The 16,347-nt window shown below is 63.4% G+C and carries 13 protein-coding genes; 10 read left to right on the top strand and 3 right to left on the bottom strand.

Annotated features, from left to right (window positions below):
- The first annotated feature begins 9 nt into the window (after positions 1-9).
- The 3 genes from KF708_09975 to KF708_09965 all read left to right on the top strand — a co-directional run bounded on the left by KF708_09975 (position 10) and on the right by KF708_09965 (position 4,482).
- Entirely contained in the window at positions 10-2,538 is a 2,529-nt protein-coding gene (locus tag KF708_09975; GenBank protein MBX3413003.1) for a tetratricopeptide repeat protein, read from the top strand.
- Between the two features lie 114 nt (positions 2,539-2,652).
- Positions 2,653-3,735 (top strand): CoA transferase, encoded by a 1,083-nt coding sequence (locus KF708_09970; GenBank protein MBX3413002.1) that lies wholly within the window; start codon positions 2,653-2,655, stop codon positions 3,733-3,735.
- 522 nt (positions 3,736-4,257) lie between these two features.
- Positions 4,258-4,482 carry a hypothetical protein gene (locus tag KF708_09965; GenBank protein MBX3413001.1) on the top strand — a complete coding sequence of 75 codons (225 nt, stop codon included), beginning with the start codon at positions 4,258-4,260 and terminating at the stop codon, positions 4,480-4,482.
- A gap of 382 nt (positions 4,483-4,864) precedes the next feature.
- Here the strand turns inward: KF708_09965 and KF708_09960 are convergent, their stop codons facing one another.
- Positions 4,865-6,334 (bottom strand): tetratricopeptide repeat protein, encoded by a 1,470-nt coding sequence (locus KF708_09960; protein ID MBX3413000.1) that lies wholly within the window; start codon positions 6,332-6,334, stop codon positions 4,865-4,867.
- 438 nt (positions 6,335-6,772) lie between these two features.
- Positions 6,773-7,660 (bottom strand): hypothetical protein, encoded by an 888-nt coding sequence (locus KF708_09955; protein MBX3412999.1) that lies wholly within the window; start codon positions 7,658-7,660, stop codon positions 6,773-6,775.
- A 551-nt stretch (positions 7,661-8,211) separates the two neighbouring features.
- Here KF708_09955 and KF708_09950 point away from each other — a divergent pair.
- From KF708_09950 to KF708_09920, 7 genes are all read left to right on the top strand, one after another.
- Entirely contained in the window at positions 8,212-10,383 is a 2,172-nt protein-coding gene (locus KF708_09950) for a hypothetical protein (GenBank protein ID MBX3412998.1), read from the top strand.
- A 60-nt stretch (positions 10,384-10,443) separates the two neighbouring features.
- On the top strand, positions 10,444-10,920 hold the full coding sequence (locus tag KF708_09945; protein ID MBX3412997.1) for a hypothetical protein: 477 nt from the start codon (positions 10,444-10,446) through the stop codon (positions 10,918-10,920).
- A gap of 48 nt (positions 10,921-10,968) precedes the next feature.
- Positions 10,969-11,388, top strand: a complete 420-nt coding sequence (locus KF708_09940; GenBank protein ID MBX3412996.1) for a hypothetical protein — start codon at positions 10,969-10,971, stop codon at positions 11,386-11,388.
- Between the two features lie 97 nt (positions 11,389-11,485).
- The gene (locus KF708_09935; GenBank protein MBX3412995.1) at positions 11,486-11,761 is read left to right on the top strand and encodes a ferrous iron transport protein A; all 276 of its coding nucleotides are present in this window, start codon (positions 11,486-11,488) and stop codon (positions 11,759-11,761) included.
- A complete protein-coding gene (locus KF708_09930; GenBank protein ID MBX3412994.1) occupies positions 11,758-11,985 on the top strand; it encodes a ferrous iron transport protein A in 228 nt (75 codons plus the stop codon). The genes KF708_09935 and KF708_09930 overlap by 4 nt, the downstream gene beginning before the upstream one ends.
- A gap of 66 nt (positions 11,986-12,051) precedes the next feature.
- Positions 12,052-14,292: a ferrous iron transport protein B gene (gene feoB, locus KF708_09925; GenBank protein MBX3412993.1), complete on the top strand. Its 2,241-nt coding sequence runs from the start codon at positions 12,052-12,054 to the stop codon at positions 14,290-14,292.
- Positions 14,293-14,323: 31 nt separating this feature from the next.
- Positions 14,324-14,518: a FeoB-associated Cys-rich membrane protein gene (locus KF708_09920; protein MBX3412992.1), complete on the top strand. Its 195-nt coding sequence runs from the start codon at positions 14,324-14,326 to the stop codon at positions 14,516-14,518.
- A gap of 81 nt (positions 14,519-14,599) precedes the next feature.
- Here KF708_09920 and KF708_09915 read toward each other — a convergent pair whose 3' ends face one another.
- Positions 14,600-15,652, bottom strand: a complete 1,053-nt coding sequence (locus KF708_09915) for a DUF1573 domain-containing protein (protein MBX3412991.1) — start codon at positions 15,650-15,652, stop codon at positions 14,600-14,602.
- Between the last annotated feature and the right edge of the window lie 695 nt (positions 15,653-16,347).

Genomic DNA, 16,347 nt, shown 5'->3' with positions numbered 1-16,347 from the left:
TTGGCGAAAATGAAGCGTTACGGTCTCCACATCGCGCTCGTTGTCGCACTCGGCGCGTTGACGGCGATCGGTTACTACCAGGTCGCCTGGAACGACTGGGTCGGTTACGACGACGCCGTTTACGTAACCCAAAACCCTACCGTGCGGAAAGGCCTCACTTGGGAGAGCTTTCGCTGGTCTTGGGTCAGCACGCGCGGAGCGAACTGGCATCCGTTGACGATGCTCTCGCACATGACCGACGTGACGTTGTTCGGTCTTTGGGCGGGGGGGCATTACCTGACGAACCTCGCCTTCCATCTGGCGAACGTCGTGTTGCTCTATTTCGGCCTGCAGTACCTGGTGCGTTCCGGACCCCGTGTCGCCGAAGAGCCGATCGGCGCCGCCGACGCGGCCCTTCCCTGGAAGGCGGCCTTCGTCGCCGCGATGTTTGCCATCCATCCGCTGCACGTCGAATCGGTCGCCTGGGTGGCCGAACGAAAGGATGTGCTGAGCACCTTTTTCTTCCTCCTGGCGTTGCTGGCCTACGGCTGGTACACGCGGCGGCCGAGTTTCGGTCGAATGGCCCTGGTGACCATGCTCATGGCGTTGGGGTTGTTGGCGAAGCCGATGCTCGTGACGCTCCCCGCCGTGTTGTTGCTGCTCGATTATTGGCCCTTGGGGCGCTTGTCGCTCGATGGCAATCGCTGGCGTGGCTCGTGGCGGCGTCTCGTCCTGGAGAAGGCGCCGTTGTTCTTTTTGTCGGCGCTGTCGAGCATCATCACCTACAAGGTGCAGAATACCTCGGGCGCGGTGCGGCATTTCACGCATCTGACGATCGACGATCGTATCGCCAACTGCCTGATGGCCTACGCCGGCTATCTCGGTCAGATGGTCTGGCCGCTGAAGCTGGCAGCCTTTTATCCCCATCCGGGCAAGTATCTGCTGACGCGACCGGAGTATCTCGTCAAGTCGAGCGTGGCGCTGGTGGTCATCGTCGCCGCGACCGCGTTGGCCGTTTGGTTGCGACGGACGCGGCCCTACCTGGCCGTGGGGTGGTTCTGGTACCTCGGCACGCTCGTGCCGGTGATCGGCATCGTGCAGGTCGGTAGCCAGTCGATGGCGGACCGCTACACGTATATTCCGCTCATTGGCATCTTCGTGGCCGTGGCGTGGGGCGTGCCCGATCTGCTGGCCCGGGTGCCGGCGCATCGCGCGGTCGTGGCTCTGGCGGCTTTCGGATCCGTCGTGGCCTGCACCTGGCTCACCTGGCATCAGGTGCAGACGTGGAAGAGCGATTATGCGCTCTGGTCGAACGTGTTGAAGGTCGTGGGAGACGACCCGCACGCCCATTGCGGGGTGGCGACCCCGTTGGCCAACGCCGGCAAGCTCGACGAGGCCTACGAACACTGCAAGAAGGCGCTCGCGCTCGATTCCAACGATCCGTTTGTGCTGCACTGCTACGCGGCCGTGATGTACGAGAAAGAAGACTACGAAGCTTCGCTCGAATACTTCAATCTCACGATTCAACGCAATCCGAACAAGGCGTTGGCCTACTCGGGCCGTGCGGCCGCATACCGCAAGTTGAATCGCCTGCAAGATGCCGCGGAGGACTATCGCCGCGCGGCGCAGTTGGAGCCGAACGAAGGCATCTTTTATCTCGAACTCGGCCGCGTCAATTTGGATCTCAAACGCTATCCGATGGCTGAACAGGCCTTCGAGCGGGCCATCGAGTGCAATCCCGAAGACGCCGACAGTTACGCGGGCCTGGGCAATCTGCACGCCCGGCTGGGCCACAAGGAAAAGGCGATCGCGCTGTATCGCCGCGTGCTGGAGATCGCGCCAAACAGCCACGAGATTCGCGAGTATCTTGCGGGTCTGCTGCTCGAAACGGGGCAAACCAAGGAGGCGAGCGACGAGTACGCTCGACTTGCCGAGCGGCAGCCCGCCTCGGCGGACTACGCCAGCAACCTCGCCCGAGCGGCGTTGGAGAGCAAGCAATTCGATCTGGCGGTCGAGAAGTACCGCGAGGCCACACGACTGGAACCCGCAGTGGCCCAACATCAGCTAGGTCTGGCGGCGGCGCTGGCCCGCCAGGGGCGGGATCTCGACGCCGCGATCGAGGCATGCCAGGTGGCCTTGGCCATCGATGCGGAATCCACTTCGGCGTACTACCAATTGGCCGAGATTCACAGCCGGCAGAACGACTGGGAAGCCGCCGCCGCGGACTACGAAGCCGTCCTCCGGATCAAGCCCGACTCGCTCGATGCCGCCAACAACCTGGCCTGGCTGCTGGCCACGCACGACGACGCCGCGCCGCAGAGCTCGCGCCGTGCCGTGGAACTGGCCGAGCAGATTTGCACGGCCACCGAACAGAAAGATCATTCCTATCTCGACACGCTGGCGGCGGCCTACGCGCAGGCGGGGCGCTTTGAAGACGCCGTGCGCACGGCCCGCTTGGCCGTCGAGCGGGCGCGAGCCGCGCGGCAAGAGGCGATGGCCGAGCAGATCAACTCGCGTCTGAGACTCTACGAGGCCGGGCAGCCTTTCCGCGAAGCGTAATGCTCGCTCGGCTTGCACCCGGCCCAGAGGCCGTTAGTCTGGGACCATTCGCGTCGCTGGCCTCGCGGCGCCTGACGCGTGCGACTCGTGCCCCCCCGGCTCAGGAACTGCTGCATGCCCCCTCTTGCCGACATCCACGTCCTCGATCTGACCATGCTGCTGCCTGGTCCCCTGGCCACGCAGATCCTGCGCGACATGGGGGCGCGCGTCACGAAGATCGAGCCACCAGCACCCGGCGACTACATGCAGTTGTGGCCTCCGATGGTCGGTCCGGTTTCGGCTACCTACTTCGCGATCAACCGCGGCAAGGAAATTCGCTCGCTCAATCTCAAGCAAGATGCTGATCGCGAGACATTTCTCGAACTGGTCGCCACCGCCGATGTCGTGGTCGAAGGGTTCCGACCCGGCGTGCTCGATAAACTGGGGGTGGGCTATCGGCAACTGGCGGAGCGCAAGCCCGAGATCATTCTTTGCAGCATCTCGGGCTATGGTCAGACGGGGCCGCTCGCTCGACGCGCGGGGCACGATTTGAATTACCAGGCGCTGGCCGGTGTACTTTCCATCTCGGGGGGGGACGGCGCCATGCCGCCCAACCCGCAGCTTCAAGTGGCCGACACGGCAGCAGGCTCGTACGGCGCCGCGATGCTTGTGCTGGCGGCGCTACTCGAACGCCAGCGAACCGGACGCGGGCGACATATCGATGTGAGCATGTCGGAACAACTCTTGCCGCTCATGTCGACGCTGTACGCCGCGGCCGAGTCGGAGTCGCGCGATCCACGACGCGACGGCGAATTGCTGAGTGGCGGGGCCCCCTGCTACCGCGTCTACCGCACGTCGGACGGCCAGTACTTCAGCATCGGGGCGCTCGAACCGAAATTTTGGCAGGCGCTGGTCGCGGCGATGGGCCTGCCGGAACTGGCCACGCAATCGCACGTGGGCGGGTCGCCATCAGACGAGATCGGCGAGAAGCTGGCGGCGCTATTCGCCACGAAGACTCGTACGGAGTGGGAGCAGATCCTCGCTCCGGCCGATGCCTGCTGCGAGCCGGTGCTGCGCTTCCACGAGGTGATCGAGCATCCGCAATGGCGGGCGCGAGATAGCTTCGAGACGCTCGAGGCCCCCGACGGCCATACGCTACGCGTGCCGCGGATGCCGGCCTCGCTGGCCGGCTTCTCTCGGGGCGGCACTCAACAGTAAGTCGGTCGCCCGCCGCTGGACTGTAATGGCGGGCGACTAGGCCACCTCGCTTCGGCGAAAATGTCCTCCCCATTCCCATCGCGGGAGGACACCTGGCAAGTGGCCGGTTAAAAAATGTGAAATTTTTCACAGTCTCGTAAGTTGTTTTGCAAAAAATGTTTGCGTAAATCGACGTGGGCGCAAGCCCCGGTTTTAGAACGCCAATTTTCTTGACATCCGAGGACCTTCAATGAGAATGAACTGGCCTTCGAGTTGATTTGAGTCGTGCGGGCCATCCCGCCTTTTTCGGACGTTTTGCCAAACCCCACCGAAGTCCGAAAGACATGGCCCCTACGGCAGGTTTGCCTGCCACTCGGAGTGTTCTTTTTATTCGACTGAATTTCGCCGCGCAACGAATCGTTCGTTCCATGTCCATGGGCGCTTTGCGTCGCTAGTGACGTCTGTCCGACTTGGTTCGAGACGCGGCGATCGTGGTATTGCTTTCGTTTTTATCTTTGTTCGAGGCCGTTGGTGCCATTGGGAGTGATTGCGATGAGGAACGTTTTCCAGGCCATTCTGGAATGTGGGCACGATGAAGATTTCGCGCCCGTGGAGACTGAAAACTTTGTGCCGACCGATGCCCCCGCCGGTTCGGCTGCCAAGCTCGAGATCTTGGCCCGTCGTATTGCCCAGGGCATGCCCTTGTGGCATCCCGAAGATCGCGCCGACTACACCGGTCTGACCGGCGTCGTCCGTCCGCGCGAGTAGTTCGCCTGCCAGGTGCGCGGAAATCGGCGATAAGGACATACCGCCGCGTCCCTCGATCAGTACAGCCTGACTCCCCCCGTTGGAAAACGTCGCAAGGAATGCGACGTTTTTCGCATTATAGGGTGCGCATTTTCAGTACCGGCACGCCGGCGGGGCAACCTTCTGCCGGCGCAACGTTGCTGTGACCCTCGCTTGTCGCGTCACGTTGCTTGCACGTCCTGCGACGCAGGGGAGATTTCCCTCTCTGCTTTCATGGCGTCCGCAGGCGCGCAGAATCTCCGCGGTACCCACGTACGCGGAGAGATTCTGCCATCAGCGGTGGCTGTCGGGCCGAACGCCTTCGCGGCGGCAGCGGCGTGCCCGCCGTCGGGAGCTTGTGCCCCTATTGAGGAGCGGCCGCGGCGCCCTGGGTCGAAGCCGGCGCCTTCTTGGCAGGCACCGTGCCCCCCAGATCTTTCAGCATCTTCTCGGCCTCGGCACGATGCACGAAGGGAGCGTCCGAACTGACCGCCAGTTGCAGCAGCTTGACGGCATCGTCGTTGCGCTTGAGTTGCTTCGAGATGTTGGCCATGTAGAAGGCCGAATCGCCCCCAATGCGCGTCGTGCGGCTGAGCGCCTGGAAGACGCGGGCGGCATCGGCCACGCGGTTGTACTTGAAGTACACCCAGCCCAGCGTGGCCAGGGCGGCAGGGTCTTCGGGATACTGACGGGCATTCGTCTCGGCCAGCTCGAGGGCGCGGCGACGCTTGGCGTCGTCTCCCGTCTCGATCAGCACCAGCGCCAGTTGGTCGGCCGCCTGGAAATTACCGGGTGATTGCAGGTATGCCTGTTCGAAGAACTTTTCGGCCGAGGCGTTGTCCTGCTTGAAACGGGCCACCGTGCCGGCCATCAGCTTGGCGGGCAGCGAGCTCGAGTCGACTTCAACCGCTGATTGCACCAGCGGCCAGGCCTCGTCGAAGTCGCCGTTCAGCAAGTGCCAGTCCGCCACGCCCAGCAGGGTCCGAGCATCTTGCGGATTCTTTTCCAAGGCCCGTTTCATCGACGCGGCGGCTTCGGTCTTGTTGCCATCGCCGGCGTAAAGGCGTCCCATGGCGATATCGGCCGGCGGGAAGACCTCGCTCCCCTGGGCGGCGACTTCCAACTCGGCCAGGGCCTCGTCGTAACGCTGCTGCTTGAAGAGGACTTGCGCCAGGTTGAAGTGCGCCACGGCCTTGTCCGGCGCGAGCTCGATCCAGTCGCGCAGCAGTTGTTCGGCGGCCGGCCATTGCTGGCGCCGCATGGCGATGACCGCGCGGAGGCTGTTCAGGTGTACTTGCAGGTCGCGCTTCAACTGGTCGTGGCCGTCGAAGGCCGCCAGCAATTCGGTCGAGCGATCGAGGACCATCGTCGCTTCGAGCAGCCGTCCCTCGCGGAAGGCCAGTTCGCCAATGATCTGATAGGCCGAAGGGTCGTTGGGATCTTCTTCAGCGGCCAGCTCGAGCAAGGTCCGCGCGAGATTGATATTGCCCTGCGCCATGGCCATCCGCGCGAGCAGCACGCGCGGCGGCGAAAGTTGCGGATCGCGCTCCTTGGCCACCTTGAGCTTTTCGAGCGCGCCGTCCAGATCGCCCTGGTCGAACAGCTTTTTCGCCTCCTCGACGTCGGGATACTTGGCGTCCCCTTCAGGCAGCGGCGGAAGAATGACATCGCCAATGCCGTCGGTGGCTGGCACATTCGCGGCTGGTGTTGCTTCTTGTGCCGCGACGCGTCCGGCGACGGTCCAAGCAGCGCACAGACAGACGAGGGTGAGACCGCAACGTACGGCTGCCGTCTGGCGAATACCAACCGGAAGCAGCTTCAGGCTCGTGGACATCGGAAGGCCCTTTGGATGAATCGTGTTATGCCTGTCGAGTTGCCCAGGGGCGTCTCCTCGCGACGACGCCGGCAACATGAATCACGTGAATCAGACGCCCGGTCGATGGGTGCGCAACACACCATGTCGGCCGAAGCGACGGTCGATCGACGGAGGGGAGCCAGAACGGCTTCCCATCTCCCGCCGGCGGCGATGGGCGACGGGGAATTCGCGAGTCGAACCACCCCTGCGATGCGCTCCGGTTCATGGTCGCAGATCGCACGCGAATGTCAAATCAATCGCCGGCCTCGAGGGCCGGTGCTGACGGATGTTCCGGCTGGGCGGGCAATCGCGCCCCCCGACAACCAAAGCATCGGCCCTCGACTCCCGTCGAGCGGTAGCTCGAACCGGAGCGAGGGCCGGGCGCTGGCAGGGGAAATCGGTGGTCGGCCGAAGGGCTTAACGCCGGCCGGCAAAAATGCCGGTCGCGTACCACACGCCGTTATGACCGCGCTTGATGTCGTAGCCGAACAGGCCGTGGCGGGATCGGACGGCGCCCCAGTGCCCCGACGATTGCCGCCAACTGCGCACGCACTCGACACAGGCCTCGACCAGGCTTTGGCCCGGCCAACTTTCGGCGACGACCTCCTGGGCGGGTACATTCGCCGCGATCCGTCCGTTGATGCGGTGGAAGCGCGACTCCCAGCTATGGTGTCCCTGGTTGCGAATCTCGGCCTGGTAGGCGGAGTGCGACTCAGCCTCTTCGCGCAGGACGTCGTTGAATTCGCCGATGGTGCTCTGTGGCCGCTCGGGATGCATCCGCACGGCGTAGATCATGGTCCGCTGGGTGATCGTGCCCGGCGGAAGGTCGAGCATCACCCGCACCGGCTCGGGGCGATAGTAGAGGCCCTGGTTGAACGGGAAAGCGCTCACCACGTGTCCGTAGAACTTGCTATCCCAGTGGGCGAAATCGAGGATCGCCAGCCCTTGCCGCCCCAGCATTTCGCGGAACGACTCGTGCTCGAGGAGCCGGACTTCCTGGCCGTTGACGCGGATGACGGTGTCGAGCGGAATGCGGACACGGGTATACCGCTGCAGCAGTGCCCGAACCTTGGGATCTCCCAGGGTTTTGGCCTCGAAGGCGTCCCGCGCGGCGTTTTCGCCGGGCTGGTAGAAGTACACCACGAGCATCTTGCCCTGGGCCTGGGCTTCGTCCATCGCCTGGGCATAGTCGGTATGCCAGCCGAGTGGGCCTGGGGTGAGCTGGGGCAGGTACTCACCGCTCGAAGGGAGCCAGCCAGCAACGCCGACGGTGATACCCAGGAGCAGACTTGCAGACGTGATCATCGCTTTGGTTTCTCCTCTGGCCGGCAGCACGGCAGGGCCGCCAGCATTCGTGTCACTTCACTGCTGTCATTTTTCGAGAGGCAAGGGAATCAGCCGCCGCGGATACCGCTGGGATCAAAACGACGATTGGATTCACGCCACTCGGAAGCGGGGAGAACACCACCTGCGAATCGGAATGAGACGCGGAATGGCGTTTGCTTCGTGACGCCGGGGCGAAGTTGTGGGACGATGCAACCGCGAGGTTGGGGCTGTCCTGGTGGGCGAGACGGGGCTCGCTGTTGGCAGGAATCTCAGGGGTGTGGTTCAGGGGCCCGTAGGGGGACGCGGTTGGGTTGGAATAAGACCTTTGCGTGGGACGTAACGAACGCGTTATTTTTTCCGCCTAGAGGTTCTGGGTGTATCAAGTGGGATGGTCAAAATCAACCCGCCGAGCCTCTTTTTCGTCCGATTTGCCCGGCAGACGGCCGCTGCCGTAGCTTCGTATGCTGTTTCGTGCTATGTATTTGGGCATCTTTGACCGTCCCTCCGGGGGCCTCAGAAAGGAGCACCGCATGCGCGGCGCACTTACCGGTTTCGTCGTGGCGACTGCCTGTCTGCTGGCCCTGGGCCAGTCGGCCGCGGCAGAAGACGACCGCCCCCTCCGCGCGCGGCTGCGCGAAGCCCTGTCGGACATGCACCGGTGGGTGGGGAGCGAAGAGAACGGGCTGCGCTGGCACCGATACCTCCGCACCGAGGCCCTGGCGGCTGAGTTGGCGGGTCAGAGTGCGCCCGATCCTGCGGCCGTCGACGACATCCTGCGGCGCTACGAGTCGAATGAGCCGGGGCTCGATCAGCCGAAGTTCCGCCTGATACGGGATCTGCTCCGCCGTTGGCGCGAGAACAATGCCAGCCCCGAGCTGGCCGATCTGCCAGCCGCCGCCGCCGAGGCCAAGACGCAGTTCGACCCAGTCACGGCCGAAGAGTTGACCGCCGCCAGAAAGTCGGCCGCGGAGGCCCTGATGCGGCTGGATGCCTATCTCGCACCGCTAGGTCAAAACGGCCAGGACTGGGCCGAGCATCTCCGACTCGCTGCGTTGCGCACCCTCCTCGCGTCGGATCACCCCGACGCCGCGCAGCTCGAAGCAATCCGCAAGCGATTCGACGTTACCTATCCCGGGCTGTCGCTGGCCCCCTTTTCCGACGTGAAGGCCGCCCTCGACACGTATGCCAGCCTGGTGACGCTCTCGCGAGAGGAAAACGCCGAGCAGCAGTTCGGCCAGCGAATCGATCAACTCGTCGAGCATCTGGCGGCGATTGCGACCGACCCGAACCTCGATCGCCGCCACCTGGTCGGCGTGGCCACCGGCTGGCTCGAACGTCGCGGACAGGCCTCGGGACTGGTGCGCGGCATTCGTCGCCACTATGGGCACCCGAACCTCTATGTCCGCGCCTCCGAGGGGTTGGTCGGCGCGGGCATCGAAGGGCCGGTCGAAGAGACCGAGCCCGTTCGCGACGTCATTCTGGGAACCAGCATCCGCGGCTCCGGCACCACGGTTGGCCGCACGCGTGTCGAGTTCGTCCCTAACGAACGACGCGCCGCAATCGACGTGCTACTCGAAGGGACGAATTCGTCGCGCACGGTGGGAGTGAACGGCCCGGCAACGATCTGGAATCGAGGCACGACGCGCTTGGCCGGCCGCAAGCGAATTTTGATCGATGAAGAAGGCCTTCGTACGTTGGATGCGACCAGCGCCGCCATCACGCGCACCAAGACGACCGGCCTCTCGACCGATTTCGGTCCGGTGTTGGCCTGCCTCGCAGACCGCATCGCCTGGAAGAAGGTCGGACAGATGAAGGGGCAAGGCGAGCGCATCGGCTCGCGCCTCGCCGAAGGTCGCATCATCGCTCGCATGAATCGCCAGGCGCAGGAGATGCTGGCCGAGTCGAACGCCGCCTTCTGGCAGAAGCTTCGCCGCCCGCTCGTCGAACAGGGGCAGTTTCCTTCGCTGTTGAGATTCCGCACGACCGACGAAGGGCTGTACGTCATGGCACGCCAGGCCACCGATTGGCAACTGGCCGCCACCGGCGAGCCGCCGCAGCTCCTGAACAATCCGGATCTCGCCCTGCGGATGCACGAATCGACCCTCAACAATTTCTTCGCGGGCATGTTCTCGGGCAGGCGACTCGAGCAGGAAGAGGTGAAGCAGCAACTGATCGAGACCTTGGGCGAACTGCCCGAGAAGCTACGCGACGACGAAGAAAAGGAACCGTGGTCGATCACGTTTGCCGACTATCAGCCGATCGTGGTGCGTTTCAAGGACGATGGCTTTACGGTCGACGTGCATGGCAAGGCGTACACGTCGGGGGACCGTCAGTTTCAGGGGATGAACGTTTCGGCCGAGTACAAGCTGGGCGAAGACCAGAATGGCCTGAAAGCGGTGCGCCAGGGGGAGTTGGTAATTTTTCCGCCAGGATATGTTCCAGGCTCGCGCCCTCTCTCGGTGCGCGAGCAAACGCTACGACGCATCGTGCAACGGCGATTGGGCAAGCTGCTGGCCCCGGAAATCGCGGGCGAGGCGCCCCTCAAGCTGCCCGGCAAGTGGGAGGCGGCCGGACCGCTGAAGCCGGTACAATGGGGGGCGGCCAATGGCTGGCTGACGCTGGCCTGGGATCGCATCTCGAAGCTCCCGGCCGCTCCGGACGGATCTGCGACGGCGCTGCTCGACGTCGAGACGTCGAAGTAGCACAATAGACGTCGCGAGGGGGGAAGCGTCTCGCGAATCGATTTCCTGTCAGGTGCGACGATGGACCGCTTTGTCGACATTTCTTTCGACTGTCTTCCCCTCCGTACGATCGGCCGGCTCGATATTCCGATCGACGCCTCGCCCAAGTTTCGCGCGCGGTGCGAACGCATCAAGCACGCCATGGAGACGCACGGGCTGCACAACACCTACTACCTGCACAACGCTCGTTGCGTGTTTCACCTGACGAACGAGGCCGATCTCGGCATGATCGAGTTCCGCTTCGACGGCACGGTGCTGACGAATCCCACCGACACCGAAACCTTGTCGTGCGATCTACACGTCGAGCTGGTGCGCGAAACGTGCGACTGGCTGACTGAACCGATCGTGGCCTGGTTCCACGAGACGGTCTCGCACGCCGTGCGAGTAGAGTTCGACCGCTTCATCGCGGCCGGCGATCTCAAGCAGGCCATCGAACGCGTCGAACAGATTCAGGCCACCAGCGATCAGCATGGCGGGTATTTGGGGATGTATCTGTAGTTCGCCAGCGAACACGGCACCACGTCCGCGTGCTCAATGACGTGATTCATGCTTAACGAGTTTTCGCAGCAATTTGCTGACCGATTATTCGCACGATATCACGATTGGCGTGGACTTTGGAGCGCTCGCGTCGGCGCCACAGTGCTTGAACTCGAGATTCCCTGTCCCAATCCCAACGCGCGGACTGGGCCCTGTATCAATTCCGACTGTGATGAATTGACCGTCGGTTTCGATCAGTACCACACGCATTTCTTCGGGCGTGACGATGAGTCAAACTCTCAGGACGCGTTAGAGTTTATTGACGCGATTCTCGCCGAGGAGATGGTCATCCTCATCTACCACAAAGGGGGTGAGTGGTTGAAATCGATGGCCGTGCGTCTTATCGACTTCTGGCCACCCCCAGACCCTGGCGTGACGCGAATTGTGCGATCTTGGAACGGCTCGCTTGATGCTGAGTGGTCAGCTTGATTTCGAGTCCACCTATTCTTTGCTTTGTGCATGTCACGTCGAGCCCGTTGCGATCGTGCGGGGGTCGCTCTAGAATTGGCAGGGTTGATCTGAGAATGTGTCTCAACACCGCCTGCCGCGCCTGCCCGTGGATGCCACGCACGAACTGATTCCGCTCGGTCAATTGCTCGCCGGTCAGGCCGCGCGCGTCGAGACGGTTTTGGGAATGCCCGATCTCGTGCATCGACTCAAGGAGCTTGGCCTCCGCGATGGCGTCGTGATCCAGATGATCCAGCCGGGTAGCCCCTGCATCATTGGCCTGGCCGGGCAGCGCTTGTGCTTTCGCGCCGACGAAGTTGCCAGCGTGCTCGTCAAGTTGGGAGCGGCGGCGTGACACAGTTGGCCGAATTGCCGTTGGGGAGCCGCGCTCGCGTTGTGGGCGTGTCGGGCGGGGATGAGATTGCGCTGCGCTTGCTCGAAATGGGGCTGACACCGGGCGTCGAGGTCGCCTTGGTCGGTGTGGCGCCCCTGGGCGATCCGCTCGAACTCGAATTGCGCGGGTATCGCCTCTCGGTGCGGCGCAGCGAGGCCGCCCGAGTCGACATCACGCCGCTGTAGAGTTACCTTCGCTTACCACTCCCCTCTCCGCTTTCTAGACGATCACCCAACGGCGACCGGCACGACATGCAGAGCGCGACCACTTCGACCGCGGTGACGATCGCGCTGGTTGGCAATCCGAACACGGGCAAGTCGACGTTGTTCAACGCCCTGGCCGGCATGCGGCAACGCGTGGGCAACTATCCCGGCGTCACCGTCGAGAAGAAAGTCGGCAAGCTGCGGATCGGCGATCAAGCGATCGACCTGGTGGACCTGCCGGGTACGTACAGCCTCGCGCCGCGTTCGCCCGACGAGATGGTGGCGGTCGACGTGTTGCTCGGCCGCCGCGCGGGCGAAATGCGCCCCGATGCGGTGATCTCGATCGTCGATGCGGGCAATCTTGAACGGAATCTCTACCTGGTAAGCCAGGTGCTCGAACTGGGACTGCCGACGATCGTCGTGCTGAACATGGCCGACGTTGCCCGTCGCCGCGGCGTGACGATCGACCTCGAACGACTCGAACGGCAACTTGGCGTGCCAATCGTCGTGACCGAGGCGAATCACGGTGTCGGTATCGAGGAGTTGAAGCGGTCGCTCACGACGCTGCTAGGTCAGCCGCCGCGCTCGGCCGAGAGCCCTTTTCCCGAGCCGTTCTGCCGCGAAGTCGCCGCGCTCGATGAGCAATTGGCGGCGCGTGGCGGAGGGCATGAGCGGCTGCCCCGTTATCTGGTCGAGCGCTTGCTGCTCGACACGGCGGGTTATCTTGAAGAGACGCTGCTCGACGGCGACCGCGCGAGCCTGCGTCAGGAACTTTCGGCGGCCCGGGCGCGCCTGGCAGCCACCGGCGCGCCGGTGCCGGCGGTGGAAGCAATCGCGCGCTATGGCTGGGTGGGCCGCGTGCTCGAGGGGGTGGTCACGCGCCCCGTTCAGCAGCCCGTCACGGCGAGCGATCGGATCGATCGCGTCCTCACGCACAAAGTGTGGGGCACGCTCATTTTTGTCGTCATCATGGCGATCGTGTTCCAATCGGTCTTCCGCTGGGCCGGTCCGGCCATGGACTTGATCGATGGCGGCTTCGGTGCCTTGGGCGAATGGGCCGGCACGATCCTGCCCGAGGGGGTGCTGCAAAGCCTGGTCGTCGATGGCATCATCGCGGGGGTCGGCGGCGTGCTGGTCTTTCTGCCGCAGATCTTCATTCTGTTCTTGTTCCTGGCGATTCTCGAAGATTGCGGCTACATGGCGCGGGCCGCCTACCTGATGGATCGGCTGTTCGTGCGCATCGGGCTCTCGGGCAAGTCGTTCATTCCGTTGCTCTCGTCGTTCGCCTGTGCGATTCCGGGTGTCATGGCGACGCGCGTCATCGAGAACCGGCGCGATCGCCTGACGACGATGCTCATCGCCCCCCTGATGAGTTGCAGCGCGCGACTGCCTGTCTACACGGTGCTCATCGGCGCGTTCATTCCCGAACGAGCGTACTTCGGCGGACTGCTCAAGCTGCAGGGGCTGACGATGTTCGCCATGTATGTTTTGGGGATTGTCGTGGCGGCGGGCGTGGCGCTGGTGCTCAAGCGCAGCTTGCTGCGGGGCGCGACGCCTCCCTTTGTGATGGAACTGCCCGCCTACAAGTGGCCCGCCCCGTACACGGTGCTGCACCGCATGTTCGACCGCGGTTGGGCCTTCGTGCGGCGGGCGGGGACGCTGATCGTGGCCGTGTCGATCGTGGTCTGGGCGGCGCTCTACTTTCCGCATCCGACCGAGGAGATCGAGGGACCGTTTACCGCGCGCCGCGCCGCGATCGAAGCACAGTTGTCGGCACTTCCCACCGAGGCGACAGAACGCGAATCGCTCGAGGAAAAGTTGGCGGCCATCGACGGTGAGATCGCTGGCGCGTATCAGCGTCAGAGCTTCTTGGGCCGGGCCGGGCACTGGATCGAGCCGCTCGTGCGTCCGCTCGGCTGGGATTGGCGGATCGGCGCGGCCACGATCGCGTCGTTTCCGGCCCGCGAGGTCGTCGTCGCCACGCTGGGCATCATTTACAACCTGGGGGGCGAGGTCGACATCGAGGCGGACGAAGACCGCACGCGGCTCGAATCGGCCTTGCGCGGGGCCAAATGGGATGGCACCGACCGGCCGGTCTATAATACTCCGGTGGCGCTCTCGATCATGGTCTTCTTCGCCCTGTGTGCGCAGTGCGCGGCAACCTTGGTCGTGATCCGCCGCGAGACGAACAGTTGGCGCTGGCCGATCTTTACGTTCGTCTACATGACGGCGCTGGCGTATGTGGCCGCCCTCGTCACGTACCAGGTCGGCATGCTGTTCGTGGCATGAACCGTAGTGAACCGCTCGAGGTTGCCCGCCGATGACCGACACGCTCGACTGGCAAACGTGGATCGTTCTCGCCGTGGTTGCGGCGGCCGCGGCGCATCTCGGCCATCGAGCGTGGCAGCTCTTTGCGACGCGCGACAAATCATCCTGTGGCGGCTGTGGGACTTGCCCCACGGGCGCGGCGAAGGGCGATGGCTTCGTCCCTGTGGAGAAGCTTCGCGCCGAATAACAAACAGCGGCACCGGCTGCCAGCCTGTGCTGCTGTTTTTGCTAGCTGTACCGATCTACCCGATACGCATTTGCTGCTGAGTTAGCGACTCTGCACGCTGACCGAGTCGGTCGACGGCTCGATTTTGCCATCGCCGCCGACTTGCGCGTGGGCGATGAGTTCGGTGGTGGTCGTTTCCCCCAGATCGGTCACGATGCGGATCGTGCGCGAGATCTTGCCCGGCTGTTCGCTGGCGGTGAAGGTCACCGGAATCAGGTGCAGCGGCTTGGCTTCGTCGCCTGCCTTGAACGTGAAGGCGGGATCGTCGCACTCGACCGACAAGACGTGGAACGGCTTCGAAGCGCGAACCACTAGTTGCTTCGTCACCTTCTGGCCTGGCTGCACGGTGCCGAGGAAAAGGGAGGACGGGCTGACGCTGATCTCGGAATTGATGCGGCCTTCGATATCGAGCGGCACGCTATCCGAGCGTTGATCGTTCGTCACGAGGCGAATCTGATCGTGGATGTAGCCGATCGGCGCGTGGGGCATCAGGTGGACGTGCAGATCGTACGAGACCTGGCCGTTGCCGCGGCTCTTCTCGACGAGCTTCGTCTGCACGAAGTCACCGGGCGTTTCGACCTTGAGAATCTTCCAGTCGTTGCGGCCGGCGTAGTCGATCGAGATCTTCTTCTCGACCTGGGTGCCATGCTCGATGGTGCCGATCTCGACCGCGGGCGGATGGAAGACGACATCGCTCCGGATGTAGCCTTCGACCTGCAATTGCACTTCGGCGTAGAACGGCTTGTCGAACGTCACCGTCACCGTGGCCGACTTGCTGCCCAGGAAGGAACGCGTATTGAACGTGGCGACGATTTCCCCCTTCTCGAAGGTCTTCAGGGTGTCTTTCGAGACGGTCGGGGTGGTGCATCCGCAACTCGAGCGGACGCTGGCGACGTGGACGTCTTCTTCGTACAGGTTCTTGAAGACGAAGCGATGTTCGGCCTTCGCTCCGCGGGCCACCGTGCCAAACTTGAAGCTGGGTTCCTCGAACATCTTGCGGGCCCAGTCCTGGGCCGAGGCAGTCACGGCGGCGGAGAGCGCCACCAGGGCAACGAGCGAGGTCGTCAATCGGCGACAAAGATTGTGGCAGTACATAGTCGCTACAAGACTCGTCTGGAGGGCATCACGAACGGGGCAGGGATCGAGATGGAACTTCCACCTCGCAGGATTTGTATAGGTCCGGCAGAACCAACGATCGATCCACCGCGCCGAAACTCTACGAAATCCGGGTAGCCCAGGTCAGTGTGGAGCTTTGCGGAGCCCATGTCTGACGAGGCAAACCCGTTTTCCTGCCTGGGTTTTGCGCGGTCACGATGGTTTCTCGGCCCTTGGAAGCTTCTGACTCAAATCGCAGCGAGAAAAAATACCTTTGACGCAGATCTCCTAAATTGCGGACGTTTTCCGTTCTTTCCAGGGAATCATTCCATGCCGTGCGGCATGGCGCGGACGTGCCGTGCGGACGCAACATAGCTGTGGGTCCGCCGGCGGCGTTCGTTTCCAATTATACCGGCGTTCTAGTACGATGAGCGCCTCGCTTTTTCGCGTTTCTGCCGGAAGAAAGGCCGTCCGATGACCAAGTCCGCGCCACGATCTACTGATTCTTCCGTCTGGACCGGGGGCCGCTTCTTACTACGCGGCTGGCGATCCTTGGGTCTGCTGGCACTGTCATGGATGCTTTTGTTTGCTGGCTGCCAGCCGACAGCAACGCCCGAAAAAATCGAAACGGTCGCCCAGCGTATCGCCCCCGCGCCAGCAGAGAATAGCGATCCAGCCCAAGCTGCAGGCTCCGA

The sequence above is a fragment of the Pirellulales bacterium genome (assembly GCA_019636335.1).
Classification (GTDB): Bacteria; Planctomycetota; Planctomycetia; order Pirellulales; family JAEUIK01; genus JAHBXR01.
Note: the sequence above shows the minus strand (reverse complement) of the source record. Positions and strands in the feature narration are given on the sequence as shown.

Bases quoted from the DNA above. Each gene is read 5' to 3' on its own strand.
- KF708_09955 (MBX3412999.1), bottom strand. From the start codon at position 7,660: ATGATCACGTCTGCAAGTCTGCTCCTGGGTATCACCGTCGGCGTTGCT.
- KF708_09915 (MBX3412991.1), bottom strand. From the start codon at position 15,652: ATGTACTGCCACAATCTTTGTCGCCGATTGACGACCTCGCTCGTTGCC.
- KF708_09920 (MBX3412992.1), top strand. From the start codon at position 14,324: ATGACCGACACGCTCGACTGGCAAACGTGGATCGTTCTCGCCGTGGTT.
- KF708_09970 (MBX3413002.1), top strand. From the start codon at position 2,653: ATGCCCCCTCTTGCCGACATCCACGTCCTCGATCTGACCATGCTGCTG.
- feoB (MBX3412993.1), top strand. From the start codon at position 12,052: ATGCAGAGCGCGACCACTTCGACCGCGGTGACGATCGCGCTGGTTGGC.
- KF708_09940 (MBX3412996.1), top strand. From the start codon at position 10,969: ATGCTTAACGAGTTTTCGCAGCAATTTGCTGACCGATTATTCGCACGA.
- KF708_09960 (MBX3413000.1), bottom strand. From the start codon at position 6,334: ATGTCCACGAGCCTGAAGCTGCTTCCGGTTGGTATTCGCCAGACGGCA.
- KF708_09950 (MBX3412998.1), top strand. From the start codon at position 8,212: ATGCGCGGCGCACTTACCGGTTTCGTCGTGGCGACTGCCTGTCTGCTG.
- KF708_09975 (MBX3413003.1), top strand. From the start codon at position 10: ATGAAGCGTTACGGTCTCCACATCGCGCTCGTTGTCGCACTCGGCGCG.
- KF708_09945 (MBX3412997.1), top strand. From the start codon at position 10,444: ATGGACCGCTTTGTCGACATTTCTTTCGACTGTCTTCCCCTCCGTACG.